12 protein-coding genes and 1 tRNA gene are annotated in these 16700 nt (G+C 65.6%); 7 read left to right on the top strand and 6 right to left on the bottom strand.

The genetic code is table 11. From position 1 onward, the window contains the following. Positions 1 to 91: 91 nt before the first annotated feature. Positions 92 to 2701 (top strand): cation-translocating P-type ATPase, encoded by a 2610-nt coding sequence (locus tag GWK50_RS08380; protein WP_197904992.1) that lies wholly within the window; start codon positions 92 to 94, stop codon positions 2699 to 2701. 1 nt (position 2702) lies between these two features. Here GWK50_RS08380 and GWK50_RS08375 read toward each other — a convergent pair whose 3' ends face one another. Genes GWK50_RS08375 through GWK50_RS08355 form a run of 5 tightly spaced genes read right to left on the bottom strand, consistent with a single transcriptional unit; the run spans position 2703 to position 9120 of the window. Further along, positions 2703 to 4319 (bottom strand): dipeptide ABC transporter ATP-binding protein, encoded by a 1617-nt coding sequence (locus tag GWK50_RS08375; protein WP_162016078.1) that lies wholly within the window; start codon positions 4317 to 4319, stop codon positions 2703 to 2705. After that, complete coding sequence (locus tag GWK50_RS08370; protein ID WP_162016077.1) at positions 4316 to 5368, bottom strand: ABC transporter permease; 1053 nt, start codon at positions 5366 to 5368, stop codon at positions 4316 to 4318. Before GWK50_RS08370 ends, GWK50_RS08375 begins: the two co-directional genes overlap by 4 nt. A 13-nt stretch (positions 5369 to 5381) precedes the next feature. Continuing rightward, on the bottom strand, positions 5382 to 6416 hold the full coding sequence (locus GWK50_RS08365) for an ABC transporter permease subunit (RefSeq protein ID WP_162016076.1): 1035 nt from the start codon (positions 6414 to 6416) through the stop codon (positions 5382 to 5384). 4 nt (positions 6417 to 6420) lie between these two features. Beyond that, a complete protein-coding gene (locus GWK50_RS08360; RefSeq protein ID WP_162016075.1) occupies positions 6421 to 7266 on the bottom strand; it encodes a GIY-YIG nuclease family protein in 846 nt (281 codons plus the stop codon). A 57-nt stretch (positions 7267 to 7323) separates the two neighbouring features. After that, entirely contained in the window at positions 7324 to 9120 is a 1797-nt protein-coding gene (locus GWK50_RS08355) for an extracellular solute-binding protein (protein ID WP_162016074.1), read from the bottom strand. A 101-nt stretch (positions 9121 to 9221) separates the two neighbouring features. Between GWK50_RS08355 and fabI the strand changes: the two genes are divergently transcribed. Then, positions 9222 to 10022 carry an enoyl-ACP reductase FabI gene (fabI, locus tag GWK50_RS08350; RefSeq protein WP_162016073.1) on the top strand — a complete coding sequence of 267 codons (801 nt, stop codon included), beginning with the start codon at positions 9222 to 9224 and terminating at the stop codon, positions 10020 to 10022. A gap of 20 nt (positions 10023 to 10042) precedes the next feature. Then, positions 10043 to 10951: a DNA ligase gene (locus GWK50_RS08345; RefSeq protein WP_162016072.1), complete on the top strand. Its 909-nt coding sequence runs from the start codon at positions 10043 to 10045 to the stop codon at positions 10949 to 10951. A 117-nt stretch (positions 10952 to 11068) separates the two neighbouring features. On the opposite strand, the gene GWK50_RS08340 is transcribed toward GWK50_RS08345, so the two are convergent. Further along, the gene (locus tag GWK50_RS08340; protein WP_162016071.1) at positions 11069 to 13438 is read right to left on the bottom strand and encodes an arginine/lysine/ornithine decarboxylase; all 2370 of its coding nucleotides are present in this window, start codon (positions 13436 to 13438) and stop codon (positions 11069 to 11071) included. A gap of 142 nt (positions 13439 to 13580) precedes the next feature. On the opposite strand from GWK50_RS08340, the gene GWK50_RS08335 reads away from it, so the two are divergent. The 4 genes from GWK50_RS08335 to GWK50_RS08320 all read left to right on the top strand — a co-directional run bounded on the left by GWK50_RS08335 (position 13581) and on the right by GWK50_RS08320 (position 16466). Further along, positions 13581 to 14006 carry an NfeD family protein gene (locus GWK50_RS08335; RefSeq protein ID WP_162016070.1) on the top strand — a complete coding sequence of 142 codons (426 nt, stop codon included), beginning with the start codon at positions 13581 to 13583 and terminating at the stop codon, positions 14004 to 14006. 43 nt (positions 14007 to 14049) lie between these two features. Then, positions 14050 to 14964 carry a stomatin-like protein gene (locus tag GWK50_RS08330; RefSeq protein WP_162016069.1) on the top strand — a complete coding sequence of 305 codons (915 nt, stop codon included), beginning with the start codon at positions 14050 to 14052 and terminating at the stop codon, positions 14962 to 14964. Positions 14965 to 15050: 86 nt separating this feature from the next. After that, positions 15051 to 16274, top strand: coding sequence for a diguanylate cyclase (locus GWK50_RS08325; protein ID WP_162016068.1), 1224 nt, complete (start codon positions 15051 to 15053; stop codon positions 16272 to 16274). Positions 16275 to 16376: 102 nt separating this feature from the next. Next, positions 16377 to 16466 (top strand) — tRNA-Ser (locus tag GWK50_RS08320). The last annotated feature ends 234 nt before the right edge of the window (positions 16467 to 16700 follow it).

Here is a 16700-nt window from a genome sequence, read left to right as displayed (position 1 = left end):
GTCTGAGGCAGCGAGTTCCCAGCCCAGAGAAACGCCCTGCCCGGCACCCGATCGGCCTACACTTCCCAGGCACACAGCCCTGTTCCACACCGTGCCCGATTCCACAGCCCCCGTTTCCGAGCGCTTTCACGGACTCAGCTCTGCCCAAGCACAGCAACGCCTGGCCACCGAAGGGAGCAATCTGCTGCCGTCCAGCACACCCAAGTCCACGCTGGCCATCGTGCGGGACGTGGTCACCGAGCCCATGTTCCTGATGCTGCTGGCCGCAGGCGGCATCTATCTGGCCCTGGGCGACCGGGGCGAGGCCCTGTTCCTGCTGGGCTTCGTGTTCGTGGTCATCGGCATCACGCTGGCACAGGAGCGCAAGACCCAGCGCGCGCTCGAATCCTTGCGCGACCTGTCGGCACCGCGCGCCCTGGTCATCCGCGATGGCCAGGAGCAGCGCATCGCCGGGCGCGACGTAGTGCGCGGCGACCTGATGGTGCTGCACGAGGGCGACCGCATCGCCGCCGACGCCCTGCTGATTGACGGCCAGCTCGAAGTGGACGAATCCCTGCTCACCGGCGAAGCCGTGCCCGTGGCCAAGCTGCCCATGGCGCCCAACGGCCAGCCAGACGCGGCCCTGGCACCGGGCGGTGACGGCACGCCAGGCCTGTTCGCCAGCACCGTGGTCACGCGGGGCGTGGGCGTGGCACGGGTGTGCGCCACCGGCGCCCGGACGGCCGTGGGGCGCATCGGCGCCGACCTGGCGGCCACCACCGAGCCGTCCTCGGCGCTGCAGGAAGGATCGCGCCGGCTGGTGCGCAACCTTGGCATCGGTGCCGTGGTGCTGGCGCTGGCCCAGGTGCTACTGGGCTGGTGGTGGAACGGCCGCCCCCTGCTGGAGAGCCTGCTCTCAGGCATCGCCCTGGCCATGGCCATCCTGCCCGAGGAGATTCCGGTCATCCTGACCGTGTTTCTGGCGCTGGGCGCCTGGCGCATTGCGCACCAGAAGGTGCTGACGCGGCGCGTCACCGCCGTCGAGGCGCTGGGCGCCATCACCGTGCTGGCCGTGGACAAGACGGGCACGCTCACCCTCAACCGCATGGCCGTGGCCGAGCTGGCCACGCCCGAGCAGCATTTCCGCCCCGAAGGTGCCAGCCATCTGCCGGAGGAATTCCACCGGCTGGCCGAATTCGCCATGCTGGCCACGCCGGGCGACCCGTTCGATCCCATGGAAAAGGCCATTCAGCATTTCGGCCACCAGTGGCTGGAAGGCACCGAGCATGTGCACGATGGGCGCGAGCCCGAATTCGAGTACGCCCTCTCGGGCGAGATCCTGGCCATGACGCGCGTGTTCGCCAGCGACGAGCCCGACGTGCACCTGCTGGCCACCAAAGGCGCGCCCGAAGCCGTGGCCGACCTGTGCCATCTCGATGCCGCGCGGCTGGACGCGATTCGTCGCCAGGTCGAGGCCATGGCCGAACGCGGCCTGCGCGTGCTCGGCGTGGCGCGGGGACGCTGGCGGGGCCCGGCGCTGGCGCCCGATCAGAGCCCGCCCTGGCCGACCAGCCAGCACGACTTCGACTTTGATTTCCTCGGCCTCGTGGCGCTGGCCGACCCGCCCCGCCCCGAGGTGCCCGCCGCGCTGGCCGAATGCCGGCGTGCCGGCGTGCGCGTGGTCATGATGACCGGCGACCACCCGGCCACGGCCCGCACCATCGCCCAGCAGGTGGGCCTGTCAGACCGCCCCGAGGTCATCACCGGCGCGGAGCTGGAGGCGCTGGACGATGCGGCCCTTGCCAAGCGGCTGCGCCATGTGGACCTGTGCGCGCGTCTCAAGCCCCAGCACAAGCTGCGCCTGGTGCAACTGCTGCGCGCCAGCGGCGAAGTGGTGGCCATGACCGGCGACGGCGTGAACGACGCCCCCGCGCTCAAGGCCGCCGACGTGGGCATCGCCATGGGCGAGCGCGGTACCGATGTGGCACGCGAGGCTTCCGCGCTGGTGCTGCTGGACGACAGCTTCGCGCGCATCGTGGCCGCCATCCGCCAGGGGCGGCGCATCGACGACAACGTGCGCAAAGCCACACGCTTTGTATTCGCCGTGCATGTGCCCATCATCGCGCTGGCGCTCGTGCCCACGCTGCTGCACTGGCCGGTGCTGCTGCTGCCGGTGCATATCGTGCTGATGGAACTGCTGATCGACCCGGCCTGCTCCATCGTGTTCGAGGCCGAACCCGAGGACAGCGACACCATGGAACGCCCGCCCCGCCCGGTGTCGGATTCGCCCTTCGCCGCTGGCCCCCTGCTCTCCTCCGTGCTGCAGGGCCTGGGCATGGCCGCTGTGCTGCTGGGCGGGCAGGCCTGGCTGGTGGCCCAGGGCTGGAGCGGCGCACAAGGCCGCGCCGTGGTGTTCAGCACCCTGGTATTGGGCGTAATGCTGCTGATCCTGGCCAACCGCGACCTGTCGCGCCCGGCACTGATGGGTGTGACCGACCCCAACCCCTGGCTATGGCGCATGGCCGCCGCCATGGCGCTGCTGCTGGCTGCGGTCCTTGGCGTCCCCGTGCTGCGTGACCTGATGGGCCTGGCCCTGCCAGGCATGCCAGGGCTGGCGACGGGCGTCGGCCTGGTGGCGCTGTGCCTGGTGTGGCTGGAAGCTGTGCGCCAGGTGCAGCAGCGCTGGCGCAGCGCCCCCACGCTGCGGCAAAACGGGGGATGAACTACGCGGCGGCCGCGACCAGCCGCTGGGTGTAGGGGTGCTGTGGCGCGTCGAGCACCTGGCCCACACTGCCCTGCTCCACCACTGTGCCATCCTTCATCACCAGCACCTCGTGCGCCATGGCGCGGATCACATCCACGTCGTGCGTGATGAGCAGGTAGCTCAGGCCCTTATCCTTTTGCAGCCGCTGCAGCAACCCCAGCACCTGCTGCTGGATGGTGACATCGAGCGCGCTGGTGGGCTCGTCGAGCACCAGCACGCGCGGCTGCACGATGAGCGCGCGCGCCACCGCCAGGCGCTGGCGCTGCCCCCCCGAGAATTCATGCGGATAGCGCGCCAGCAGGCCGGGGAACTGCGCCTCGGTCAGCCCCACCTCGGCCAATGCGGCTTCGACACGCCCACGGCGTTCTGTCCCATCCAGCGCAGGCTCGTGCACCTTGAGGCCCTCGCCCACGATCTCTTCCACCGTCAGGCGCGGCGAGAGCGAGGAGAACGGATCCTGGAACACCACCTGCACCTGGCGGCGCAGCCGCTGGTTGGCCGGCGTGTTGCGCGTGGCGGGCTGCTGCCAGCCCTGCCCGGCCACCGCCAGTTCGCCGCCGTGCGGCAGCAGGCCCAGGATGGCCTGCGCCAGCGTGGACTTGCCCGAGCCCGATTCCCCCACCACGCCCAGCGTGCGGCCCGGTGGCAGTTGCAGCGTGGCCCCCTGCACGGCGACGAATTCGCCCTTCCTGAACCAGCCCCCGATGCCGGGCAGCGGCGTGGGATAGACCACGCGCAGGTGCTGCGCCTGGACCACGGGGGCGGTGCCTTCGGGTAGCGCGCCTTCCACCACATCGCGCCGGGGCTGGCTGGCGATGAGGCGCTGGGTGTAGGGGTGCTGCGGCGCGCGGAAGACATCGGCGACGCTGCCCTGCTCCACCAGCACGCCCTGCTCCATCACGGCCACGCGGTCGGCGAAGCGGCGCACCAGATTCAGGTCATGGGTGATGAGCAGCACGGCCATGCCGCTGCTGCGCTGCAGCTCGGACAGAAGATCGAGAATCTGGCCGCGCAGCGTGACGTCGAGCGCCGTCGTGGGCTCGTCGGCCAGCAGCAGCGCGGGCTCGCTCGCCAGGGCCATGGCGATCATGGCGCGCTGGCGCTGGCCGCCGCTGAGCTGGTGCGGAAAGCTGCCCGCACGCCGTTCGGGCTCGGGAATGCCGGTTTTTGCTAGCAATTCAATAGCTGCTTGCGCAGATTCTGCGGGCGTCAGAGCCTTCTTCAGCTCCAAAACCTCGGCAATCTGCTGGCCGATGGTCATGAGCGGGTTCAGCGCCGTCATGGGCTCCTGGAACACCATGGCGATCTCGCCGCCGCGCACGCCGCGCATTTCGCGCTCCGATAACGAGAGCAGGTCGCGCCCGCGCAGCATGGCCTGGCCACTGATTTTGGCCTCACCCGCCAGGCGCAGCAGGCTGAGCGCGGTGATGGTCTTGCCCGAGCCGGATTCGCCCACCAGCGCCAGCTTCTCGCCGGACGCGATGTCGAAGCCCACGCCGCGCACCACCTCCTTGGCACCGAAGCGCACGGAGAGGTCGCGCACCTGGAGCAGCGCGTTGATGGCTTCGCCGGTCATTTGTCCGCCTTTCGGGGGTCGAGCGCATCGCGCAGCGCATCGCCCATGAAGGTCAGCAGCAGCAGCGTGACCACCAGCACGCCAAAGGTGGACAGCGAGATCCACCAGGCGTCGATGCTGTTCTTGCCCTGCGAGAGCAGTTCGCCCAGGCTGGGCGTGCCCGGCGGCACGCCCAGGCCCAGGAAGTCGAGCGAGGTCAGCGCCAGGATGGCCGCGCTCATGCGGAACGGCAGGAAGGTGACCACCGGCGTGAGGCTGTTGGGCAGGATGTGGCGCCAGATGATCTGCGCATTGCCCACGCCCAGGGCGCGCGCGGCCTTCACATAGTCAAGCTGGCGGTTGCGCAGGAATTCGGCGCGCACGTAGTCCGAGAGGCCCATCCAGCCGAACAGGCTCAGCAGAATCAGCAGCAGCGCAATGCTGGGCGCGAACACCGCGCTGAAGATGATGAGCAGGTACAGCTCGGGCATGGAGCCCCAGATCTCAATGAAGCGCTGGAAGGCCAGGTCCGTCTTGCCGCCAAAGAAGCCCTGGATGGCCCCGGTGAGCACGCCCAGCGCCACGCCCGTCACGGTGAGCGCCAGCGCGAACAGCACACTCACGCGGAAGCCGTAGATGAGCTGTGCCAGCAGATCGCGCCCCCGGTCGTCGGTGCCCAGCCAGTTTTCCGGCGTGGGCGCCGAGGGGTTGGGCGCCTTGGCGAAGTAGTTGAGCGTGTTCGGGCCGTAGCGGTTGAGGGTGTACAGCGCCCAGTTGCTGCCCGCGGTAATGCGCTCGCGGATGAAGGGGTCTAGGTAGTCGGTCGGCGTTTCGAAGTCGCCGCCAAAGGTCTTCTCGGGGTAGTCCTTGAGCATGGGAAAGTAGGTCTGCCCCTCGTAGCGCACGATGAGCGGCCGGTCGTTGCTGACCAGCTCGGCGCACAGGCTCACCAGCACCAGCGCGCAGAAGACGAGCAGGCTCCAGTAACCCAGGCGGTTGCGCTTGAAGCGCAGCCAGGCGCGGCGGGAGGGAGAGAGCGAGGGCGATGGCGAAGAAGAAGCGGTGCGCATGCCGTGGAATGACTCAATCAAACTTCACGCGCGGGTCCACCCACACGTAGCACAGGTCGGAGATCAGCTTGGTCACCAGCCCGATCAGCGTGAACAGGTAGAGCGTGCCCAGCACCACGGGGTAGTCGCGCCGGATCACGCTCTCATAGCTCAGCAGGCCCAGGCCGTCGAGCGAGAACAGTGTTTCGATGAGCAGCGAGCCTGCGAAGAACGCACCGATGAAGGCGGCCGGAAAGCCGGTGATGATGGGAATGAGTGCATTACGGAACACATGCTTCCAGAGCACCTGGCGCTCCGAGAGGCCCTTGGCGCGCGCCGTCAGCACGTACTGCTTGCGGATCTCCTCCAAAAAGGCGTTCTTGGTCAGCATGGCCGTGACGGCAAAGCTGCCGAGCACCATGGCCGTGATGGGCAGGGTGATGTGCCACAGGTAGTCCACGATGCGCGCGCCCCAGGACAGCTCCTCCCAGTTGGAGGACGTCAACCCGCGCAGCGGGAACCACTGCAGTTGCCCGCCAAAGATGACCAGCAGAGCCACGCCGAGCACAAAGCCCGGAATGGCATAGCCCACCAGGATGAGCAGCGTGGTCACCAGGTCGAAGCGCGAGCCCGCGCGCACCGCCTTGGCCACGCCCAAGGGCACGGCCACGAGGTAGCTGATGAAGAAGGTCCACAGCCCCAGGCTGATGGAGACGGGGAGTTTCTCCACCACGAGCTGCCATACGTCCTTGTTCTGGAAGAAGCTCTTGCCCAGGTCGAAGCGCGCGAACTGGCCCAGCATCTGCAGGAAGCGCTCGTGCGCGGGCTTGTCGAAGCCGTAGAGCGCCTTGATCTGCTCCAGGCGCTTGGGGTCCACGCCCTGCGCGCCCCGATAGCTCAGGCCCCCGCCTTCGGCACCGCCGCCCACGCCCGCGCCGGCCTTGGCCTCGGCCATGTACTGCTCCACCGGGCCGCCCGGCACGAACTGAATCACCACGAAGGTCAGCAGCAGCACGCCCAGCAGGGTGGGCAGCATAAGCAGGATGCGCTTGAGGATGTAGGCGAACATGTGACTAGCTCGCTTCCAGTTCTTTCAGCGTTCGACCCTGAGCATCCTTCCAAGCTGTCCTGCCGTTGGCGGTACCACCATGAACAACAGCTGCCGCCGCGCTAGGGCTGGAAAACTCATGATCAGCGGTGAACACCAAATGGTCCTCCGCCTCGCTCAGCACTCCGTTCAGCCTTAACTGCTCCCGCGCATTCACAACCCAAGGGTAACTCTCGGCAGATGGCCGCAGATTCAACACCGCTTGAGACCCCTTGAGGACGACGATCCCGTTAGGTGTCAAATGACCTGTCGCACGTAAGCCAACGATCTCGCAGTAAAGCAAACGCGACTCATCAGCCGACTCAGGCTTAGCCGCGATAGGCACCAATACCTCCACACCGAGTGCTGGCAACAACTGCTCGATTTTCTGAAGAAAGATCTCCATATCTGCACGATCTGATTCTGGCAACCGTGAGTTGGTGGACTGCGAATTCGTGAGATTCGCTCGGCCAGCTTTCCTGGCAAGTTCGATCACCCTGCCTTCCAGAAACCGAATGTGCGCCTTGGTGAGGTTCTCGTCCTTGCTCGTAAAGAACACGACTTGATTCCAAAAGTCTTTGTCCAAATGTTGCTTCAGTCGCTCTTTGACGGACTCCGCTTCACCGATATAGACGGCTGGCACACCGGACATCGGGTCAAGTCCAGTTAGAAAATATATGCCTACGTTGTCTGCTTCCTCGCGCACGACCAGCTGATCAAGCTCAGTCCGTGGACCCGCCACAGCCTTGCCCGACCAATTGGAAATCTCAGCTGTTCTGAGTCGTTTGGGATCGCCATGGGGAAGGAAGATCTTGATCGTCGCACTAGGCATAAAGGGCGCTCAAATTGAGTTCAATCGTACGAAGTTCATGGGCGGATAAGGCTGCTTTTATTTTGCCCACCACGTATCAATCGCCCAGCCCTCGCCATTGGAATACGGCGGCAGCGCCTCGGGCCGTGCCAGGCGCCAGGCGTTGTAAGCCATGCGGTGGGTGCCGGCAGTCCATTGCGGAATCAGGTAGTGGCTGTGGGCGATGACGCGCTCCAGCGCGTGGCAGGCGGGCAGCAGTTGCGCCTCGGTCTTGGCCGCAGTCATGGCCGCGATCAGCGCGTCCACGGCGGGGTTCTTCACGCCGGCGAAGTTGCCCGAATCTTCGGTGTCGGCGGCCTGGCTGCCGAACAGGTCGGCATATTCCTGGCCCGGGTTGTGCGTGCCCTGGAAGGCCATGGAGGTGATGTCGAAGTCGAACTTCTGCAGGCGCTGCTGGTACAGGGCGAAGTCCACCGCGCGGAAGCGCAAGGTGATGCCCAGCTTTTCCAGGCTGCGCATCCACGGCGTGACCACGCGCACGCCGCCCTCGTTGCTGTCCATGTATTCGAGCACCATGGCCTGGCCCTGGGCGTTGCGCAAGGCGCCATCACGCACTTCCCAGCCCGCCTCTTTCAACAGCTGCTGCGCGCGGCGCAGGTTGGCGCGCAGGGAGGAATCGCCATCGGTGCGCGGCGGCACCGTCATGGGGCCGAAAGCCGCCGCCGGGATGTGTTGGCGAAGCGGCTCCATCAGCGCCAGCTCCTCGGGGGATGGCGTGCCGCGCGTCTCGCACGCGGTGTTGCCAAACAGGCCGTTGACGCGCTGGTAGGCGCCGTAGAACATCTGCCGGTTCATCCACTCGTAGTCCAGCGCCAGGCCCAGGGCCTCGCGCACGCGCACGTCCTGCAAGAAGGGGCGGCGCGTGTTGAGCACGTAGCTCTGGTAGCCCGAGGGCAGCTTGTGCGCGAACTCGCCCTTGACCAGCTCGCCCGTGTCGAACTTGCGACCGTTGACGCGGCGCGCCCAGTCGCCCGCGCTGAAAAATCGCATGAGGTCGAACTCGCCCGCCTTGAGCGCTTCGAGCCGCGCCGTGGCGTCCTTGTAGATCTTGACGGTGATGCGGTCAAAGTTGGCCGTGCCCTTGCGCACGTTCAGATCCCTGGCCCAGTAGTCCGGGTCGCGCACGTAAGTGATGTCCTTGCCGAAGCGCACCGGGCCTACACGATAAGGACCGCTGCCGATGGGAAGGTCCATCACCACCTGGTCGAAGGGCTTGGCCTGGCCGTTCTCCACGCCCCAGTCGCGGCTGAACACCGGCAGGCCGCCCACGGTCAGCGGCAGCTCGCGGTTGGGCTTGTGGAAGCGGTAGCGCACGGTGCGTTCGCCCAGCACGTCCACGCCGGCCACGTCGATCAACAGGGTCTTGTAGGCGGGCGAGGTGTGCGGGCCCACCAGGGTGTCGTAGCTGTGCTTCACGTCAGCGGCCAGTACCGGCTTGCCATTGTGGAAGCGCGCCTCGGGCCGCAGCCGGAAGGTAGCCGAGAGGCCATCCTGCGCCACCTGCACATCCTCGGCCAGCAGGCCGTAGCCCGTGGCCGTCTCGTCGAGCGAGCCCACCAGCAGCGAGTCGAACATCAGCGACGAGAGGTAGGCCGGCGCGCTGCCCTTGATGGTGAATGGGTTGTACTTGTCGAAGGTGGAGGTGCGCAGATTGCTCACCAGCCGCAACTCGCCGCCCTTGGGCGCCTGCGGGTTCACATACGCAAAATGCGCGAACCCGGCCGGGTAACGAGGATCGCCCCACAGCGCATAGGCATGGGCCGCCCAGGCCGGGGCCACGCACACCATCAGCAGAAAAGTCAGCCAAAACCGCATGCGACAATTCTGCACTACGCTGGCGGCGCGCCAAGGCAGGCTGCGGGTATTTCCCCCCGCCACGGCGCCGCCATTTCCCCGCATTCCCCAGGAGAACAACAATGGGTTTTCTGACCGGCAAGAAGCTGCTCATCACGGGCGTTCTGTCCAACCGCTCCATCGCCTACGGCATCGCCAAGGCCTGCCACGCGCAGGGCGCCGAGCTGGCCTTCAGCTACGTCGGTGAGCGCTTCAAGGACCGCATCACCGAGTTCGCCGCCGAGTTCAACTCGACACTGGTGTTCGACTGCGACGTGGGCGACGACGCGCAGATCGAGGCCATGTTCAAGGGTCTGGGAGAGGCCTGGGGCACGTTTGACGGCTTCGTGCACAGCATCGGCTTCGCGCCGCGCGAGGCCATCGCCGGCAACTTCCTCGACGGCCTGTCGCGCGAAGGCTTCCGCATCGCGCACGACATCAGCGCCTACAGCTTCCCCGCCATGGCCAAGGCCGCCCTGCCCTACCTGAACGACAAGTCCTCGCTGCTGACGCTGTCGTACCTGGGCGCGCTGCGCTCCATCCCCAACTACAACACCATGGGCCTGGCCAAGGCCAGCCTGGAGGCCAGCGTGCGCTACCTCGCCGAGGCCGTAGGCCGCACGGCGGACGGCCGCACCATCCGCGCCAACGGCATCAGCGCCGGCCCCATCAAGACGCTGGCCGCCAGCGGTATCAAGGACTTCGGCAAGCTGCTGTCGCGCGTGGCCGACGCCTCGCCCCTGCGCCGCAACGTGACCATCGAGGATGTGGGCAACGTGGCAGCCTTCCTGCTGTCCGACCTGGCCTCGGGCGTCACCGCCGAAATCACCTACGTGGACGGCGGCTTCAGCCAGACGGCGGGCCTGTCCGCCGACCAGGTCTGACCCGCAAGACTTTAGAAAAAATGGCTCCCAGAGCTTATCCATCAAGCGCTGTTAGCTACATTTTCAATAGCACTCTTCACCGCAGGGCCTGCCTGGCCCTGTTGGCGCTGGCCGCCCTGCCCGGCCACGCCCTGGCGGCGGACGCCCCGGCACTGCTGCTGGCGCAAGTGTACCGACCCGGCCTGCCGCTGCAGGACTACTGGGTGAGCGAGAAATACGATGGCGTGCGCGGCTTCTGGGACGGCCGTGCCCTGCGCACGCGCGGCGGCGCCACCGTGGCGGCCCCGGCCTGGTTCACCGCCGGCTGGCCCGAGACGCCGATGGACGGCGAACTCTGGGCCGGGCGCGGGCGTTTTGCGCAGGCCCAGTCCACCACACGCCAGCAGCAACCCGACGACGCGGCCTGGCGGCAGATGCGCTTCATGGTGTTCGACCTGCCCGCGCACGGAGGCACTTTCGACGAACGCTTGATTGCCCTGCAAGCCGTGGTAGCCAGCCTGGGCCAGTCCTGGGTGCAGGCCGTGCCGCAGCGGCGCGTGGCCACGGATTCGGCCTTGCAGGCCCTGCTGCGGCGCACCGTGCGCGCAGGCGGCGAGGGGCTCATGCTGCACCGGGGCGCCTCGCTCTACCGCGCGGGACGCAGCGACGACCTGCTCAAGCTCAAGGAACACGAGGACGCCGAGGCGCGCGTGCTCGCCCACCTGCCTGGCAAGGGCCGCCACGCGGGCCGCATGGGCGCGCTGTGGGTGGAGATGCCCACGGGCCAGCGCTTCCGGCTGGGGGCGGGTTTCAGCGATGCCGACCGCGACCACCCGCCGCCCGTGGGCGCCTGGGTCACCTACCGCTTCCGGGGCACGCACGATGGCGGGCTGCCGCGCTTCGCCAGCTACCTGCGGGTGCGTGAAGACTGGCCACCACTGGACCAATAGCTACTGATTTCATAGCTGCTTGCGCTTGCAGGACGGACGTTTCAGCCCATTTTTTCGTAAAAAAAGGCAGGCATCCCGCCGGAATGCCTGCCTCAGCGCGAAAGCCCGCCGCGTGCGTCAGACGTTGCGCCCGTAGGGCCCGTCGTCACCCACCTGGACCATGTTCTCCGCCGTGGTCAGCGGCTTGGGGTTCTTGCGGGTGGACTTGCCTTCGGCCACGCAGTCCGCGTAGTAGCGCACCTGGCCGTTCTCGTCTTCCACCTCGACCAGACCGTGGATGTCGGTCTCGAAGCCAGGGCACAGCTTGGCGAACTCGCGCGCGAACTTGAGGTAGTCCACGATCTTCTTGTTGAACACTTCGCCGGGAATCAAGAGCGGAATGCCGGGCGGGTACGGCGTGACCAGACCCACGGTGATGCGGCCTTCGAGGTGGTCGATCTCCACGCGCTCGGTCTGGCGGTGCGCGATGTGCGCGTAGGCGTCCGACGGCTTCATGGCGGGCGTGAGGTCCGAGAGGTACATCTCGGTCGTCAGGCGGGCGATGTCGTATTTGGCGTACATCTCGTGCACATGCTGGCACAGGTCGCGCAGGCCCATGCGCTCGTAGCGCTTGTGCTGCTGGCAGAACTCGGGAAGGATGCGCCACATGGGCTGGTTCTTCTCGTAGTCGTCCTTGAACTGCTGCAGCGCCGTCAGCAGCGTGTTCCAGCGGCCCTTGGTGATGCCGATGGTGAACATGATGAAGAAGCTGTAGAGGCCCGTCTTCTCCACCACCACGCCATGCTCGGCGAGGTACTTGGTGACGATGGACGCCGGAATGCCGGTCTTGTCGAACTTGCCGTCGAGGTTCAGGCCCGGCGTGACGATGGTGGACTTGATCGGGTCCAGCATGTTGAAGCCATCGGCCAACTGGCCGAAGCCGTGCCACTTGCTGCCGTTCTTGCGGCCCTTGCCGTCGCTGCGGATGATCCAGTCCTCGGCCCGGCCCACGCCTTCGTCGGCCAGCTTTTCGGGGCCCCAGACCTTGAACCACCAGTCGTTCTTGCCAAAGTCCTCCTCCACCTGGCGCATGGCGCGACGGAAGTCCAGGGCTTCGAGCAGACTCTCCTCCACCAGCGCGGTGCCGCCGGGCGGCTCCATCATGGCGGCCGCCACGTCGCAGCTGGCGATGATGCTGTACTGCGGGCTGGTGCTGGTGTGCATCAGGTACGCCTCGTTGAAGAGGTGGTGGTCCAGCTTGGTGGTCTGCGAGTCCTGCACCAGCACATGGCTGGCTTGGCTGATGCCCGCCAGCAGCTTGTGGATGGACTGCGTGGCGTACGTCACCGAATACTTCGGGCGCGTGCGCTTCTTGCCCATGGCATGGTAGGTGCCGTAGAACGGGTGGAAGGCTGCGTGCGGCAGCCAGGCCTCGTCGAAATGCAGGTTGTCCACGTAGCCGTCGAGCATGCCCTTGATGGTCTCGGTGTTGTAGAGCACGCCGTCGTAGGTGGACTGGGTGAGCGTGAGCACGCGCGGCTTGACCTTCTTGGCGTCCACGCCCTTGAGCAGCGGGTTGGCCTTGATCTTGGCCTGGATGGTGGCGGGCTCGAATTCGCTCTGCGGAATCGGGCCGATGATGCCGAAGTGGTTGCGCGTGGGCTTCATGAACACGGGGATGGCCCCGGTCATGATGATGCTGTGCAGGATGGACTTGTGGCAGTTGCGGTCCACCACCACCACGTCGCCGGGGGCCACGGTGTGGTGCCACACCATCTTGTTGCTGGTGGATGTGCCGTTGGTCACGAAGAAGCAATGGTCGGCATTGAAGATGCGCGCCGCGTTGCGCTCGCTCTCGCCGATGGCGCCGTTGTGGTCGAGCAGCTGGCCCAGTTCCTCCACGGCGTTGCAGACGTCGGCACGCAGCATGTTCTCGCCGTAGAACTGGTGGTACATCTGGCCCACGGGGCTTTTCAGGAAGGCCACGCCGCCGGAATGGCCGGGGCAGTGCCAGGAGTACGAACCGTCTTCCGCATAGTCGAGCAATGCCTTGAAGAACGGCGGCTGCACGCCTTCGAGGTAGCTCTTGGCCTCGCGGATGATGTGGCGCGCCACGAATTCGGGGGTGTCCTCGAACATGTGGATGAAGCCATGCAGCTCACGCAGGATGTCGTTGGGCAGGTGGCGGCTGGTTTTCGTTTCGCCATGCACGTAGATGGGCACGTCGGCATTCTTGCGGCGCACTTCCTGGATGAAGGTGCGCAGGCTCAGCACGGCGGGGTCGAGATCCGGACCCAGGGAGAACTCCTCGTCGTCGATCGACAGGATGAACGCGCTGGCGCGGCTTTGTTGCTGTGCAAACTGGCTCAGGTCGCCGTAGCTGGTGACCCCGAGCACTTCAAAACCCTCGGCCTCGATGGCCTGCGCCAGCGCACGGATGCCCAGCCCCGAAGTGTTCTCGGAACGGTAATCCTCGTCGATGATGATGATGGGAAAACGAAACTTCATGCGCAGCCTCCGTGCAATCTGCCCGGCCAAAAAAGAAAAACAGGCGCGAAGTGTAAGGAATAAGCCTGTCGCGCCTTTGAATCGCCATTTTTTTGTCCCAGAATGTGGCGCACTACAAACAAATCATGCTGAGGAGCGCGTCATGGAGGAATCCACTCTCTGGTGGGTACTGGCCGGTGTGGCCGTGGCGGTGGAACTGGTGACTGGCACCTTCTATCTGCTGCTGCTGGCCCTGGGAATGGCCGCCGGGGCCGTGGCGGCCCATTTGGGCGCTGGTGTGGCCGTGCAACTGGTCTGCGCGGCCTTGGTCGGCGGAGGTGCCGTCGTGGCCTGGAACCATGCCAAGAAGCGCCGCCCCGGCGACCCGTCGGCCCGCGCAGAGCGCAGCGTGAACCTGGACGTGGGTGAAACCATCGTCATCGACCAGTGGAACAGCGATGGCACTGCCACCGTCAAGTACCGCGGCACCACCTGGACTGCCATCCACCGCCCTGGCGTGACCCCCAGTACCGGCAAGCACCGCGTGGCCGAACTGGTGGGCAACCGCCTGCTGGTGGACCCGGATTGAGTTTTCTCTTCTTCAGCTACCGCACCAACGAAAGGCCCTCCCCATGGAAGTCGCTGCCGTCTTTTTCGTGATTGTCGTCATCTTCATCATCCAGTCCGTCAAGGTCGTGCCCCAGCAGAACGCCTGGGTCAAGGAGCGCCTGGGCAAGTACGCGGGCACGCTCACGCCCGGGCTGAACTTTCTGATTCCCTTCATCGAGCGCGTGGCCTACAAACACAGCCTCAAGGAAATTCCACTGGACGTTCCCAGCCAGGTCTGCATCACGCGCGACAACACGCAATTGCAGGTGGACGGCATCCTGTACTTCCAGGTGACCGACCCCATGCGCGCCAGCTACGGCTCCAGCAACTACATCATGGCCGTCACGCAACTGGCGCAAACCTCGCTGCGCAGTGTGATCGGCAAGCTGGAGCTCGACAAGACCTTCGAGGAGCGCGACATGATCAACGCCCAGGTGGTGTCGGCCATCGACGAAGCCGCGCTCAACTGGGGCGTCAAGGTGCTGCGCTACGAGATCAAGGACCTGACGCCACCCGCCGAAATCCTGCGTTCCATGCAGGCCCAGATCACGGCCGAGCGCGAAAAGCGCGCACTGATTGCAGCCTCGGAAGGCCGCCGACAAGAACAGATCAACATCGCCACCGGTGAGCGTGAGGCCTTCATCGCCCGCTCGGAAGGGGAAAAGCAGGCTGTCATCAACAACGCCCAAGGCGAGGCCGAGTCCATCAAGGCCGTGGCCGAGGCCACCGCCCAGGCCATCGAACGCGTGGCCGCAGCCATCCGCCAACCCGGTGGCGAACAAGCCGTGCAGCTCAAGGTCGCCGAAAAGGCCGTGGATGCCTACGGCAAAGTGGCCGCAGACGCCACCACCACCCTCATCGTGCCGAGCAATATGACCGAGGTGTCTGCGCTGATCGGGTCGGCGATGAAGATGGTGCAGACACAGAAACCCTCCTGAGCCAGACCCGCGTGCCGAATGGGCGATGACACCATGCCCTGCTCCATGTAATGCCGGTGCAAGGCCGACCCGAATGATCGGAACCCATGCTCTTTTCCGATACGCTGCGGCGCTGGGCCGCTGAAGACCTGCTGGTGCAGGACGCCGCATACCGGCGCAACCTGCAGGTGCTCGGTGTGGCCTCCTGGGCCGTGGTGGCCCTGAACCTGCTGCATGTGCTGGTCTTTGCGCTGCTGCGTTTTGATGATGCACAACGCAGCACCTGGGCAAGCCAGATCACTGCAGCCCATGGAGCCATGGCCGTCGTCATGTCGGCAGCAGGGCTGCTCACCTGGTACGCACAAAAAAATGCGGCTCCACGGCTGGCACTCAAGTTCCTGCCGGAAGGCGTTTCCGTGCTGATCCTGGCCTGGGCGGTAGCACTGACCCTGATGGACCAGGCCATCAGTACGAACATCAATGCCTTCATCAATGCAGCGGTGGGCATCTCCATCGTGTTCCTGCTGCGCCCGCTTTCGACGCTGGTGATCCTGGCGCTCGGATGGTGCGCATTGGCCTTGGCACTGGGCTGGACTACAGACAACGCGGCGCTGCTCGCCACCAACCGCATGAATGCCGCCTCAGCCAGCGCCCTGTCCCTGCTTGTGAGCATCCTGCTGTGGCGACGCTATGTTCAGGCAGAACTGCTGCAGCGGGCGCTGGAGGAATCCAACCAGCAACTGGAACGCCAACGCGCTGAACTGGAGACCCTGGCGACACGGGACCCCCTGACCGGCCTGCTCAACCGCAGAGAGTTTGTTCGGCTGGCAGAGGAAGAACTGGCACGCACCCGGCGCAACCACAGTGCGTTGTCGCTTCTGATGATCGATCTCGATCACTTCAAGACCATCAACGACAGATTCGGTCACCCCGCCGGGGACGATGTGCTACGGAACGTGGCGGAGTTGATGACACATGCCGTGCGCCAGACCGACCGAATCGCCCGCTTTGGCGGTGAAGAGTTCATGTTGCTCCTGCCAGACACCTCTGCCGCAGACGCCCTGCACCTGGCCAACAAGCTGCGGCAAAAGCTGGCCGACACACCCATTGCCAGCATTGGAGCCCCTGTCACAGCAAGCATGGGCCTCGCCTGCATGCCCGCAGGCAAGACCCTTGCGCTGGACACCCTCTTGCGCCAGACCGACCGCGCTCTGTACCAGGCCAAGCACATGGGGCGCAACAGAACCGTGGTTGCCCCCGTGGAACTGGAGACCCTGGCGTCAGCGCACCATCCATCGACGACCCACAAGACCAACACGCCCGCACCTTGAGCGATCTGCCTCGACGGCGCAGGCGCTCTATCCAAAAGATTTTTCCCCTTGCCTTCACTTCCCAAGGAATCACCTCCATCATCGGCTATAATGGAGGGCTTAGGAGAGGTGGATGAGCGGTTTAAGTCGCACGCCTGGAAAGCGTGTGTGGGCTAATCCCCACCGCGGGTTCGAATCCCGCCCTCTCCGCCAATAAGCAAGCAAAAAGCGCCTCTCGGGGCGCTTTTTGCTTTGTATGCCATGCCTTTGGCGCATCACACCTCTCTTTGGGCCACCACATCAGACATGCGCCTGGACCCACATCCCAACTGACCAAGCGCTCGAAGCCCGCCCCCCCGCCAATTGCAGTTGCACTGAAGTGCCAATCCTTTGATAGCTGAAATGACAAAGGGCCTGAGATTTCTCTCAGGCCCTTGCATGCAAACG

The sequence above is a fragment of the Acidovorax sp. 210-6 genome (assembly GCF_010020825.1).
Classification (GTDB): Bacteria; Pseudomonadota; Gammaproteobacteria; order Burkholderiales; family Burkholderiaceae_C; genus Simplicispira; species Simplicispira sedimenti.
This window is presented reverse-complemented; position numbering and strand designations above follow the sequence as displayed.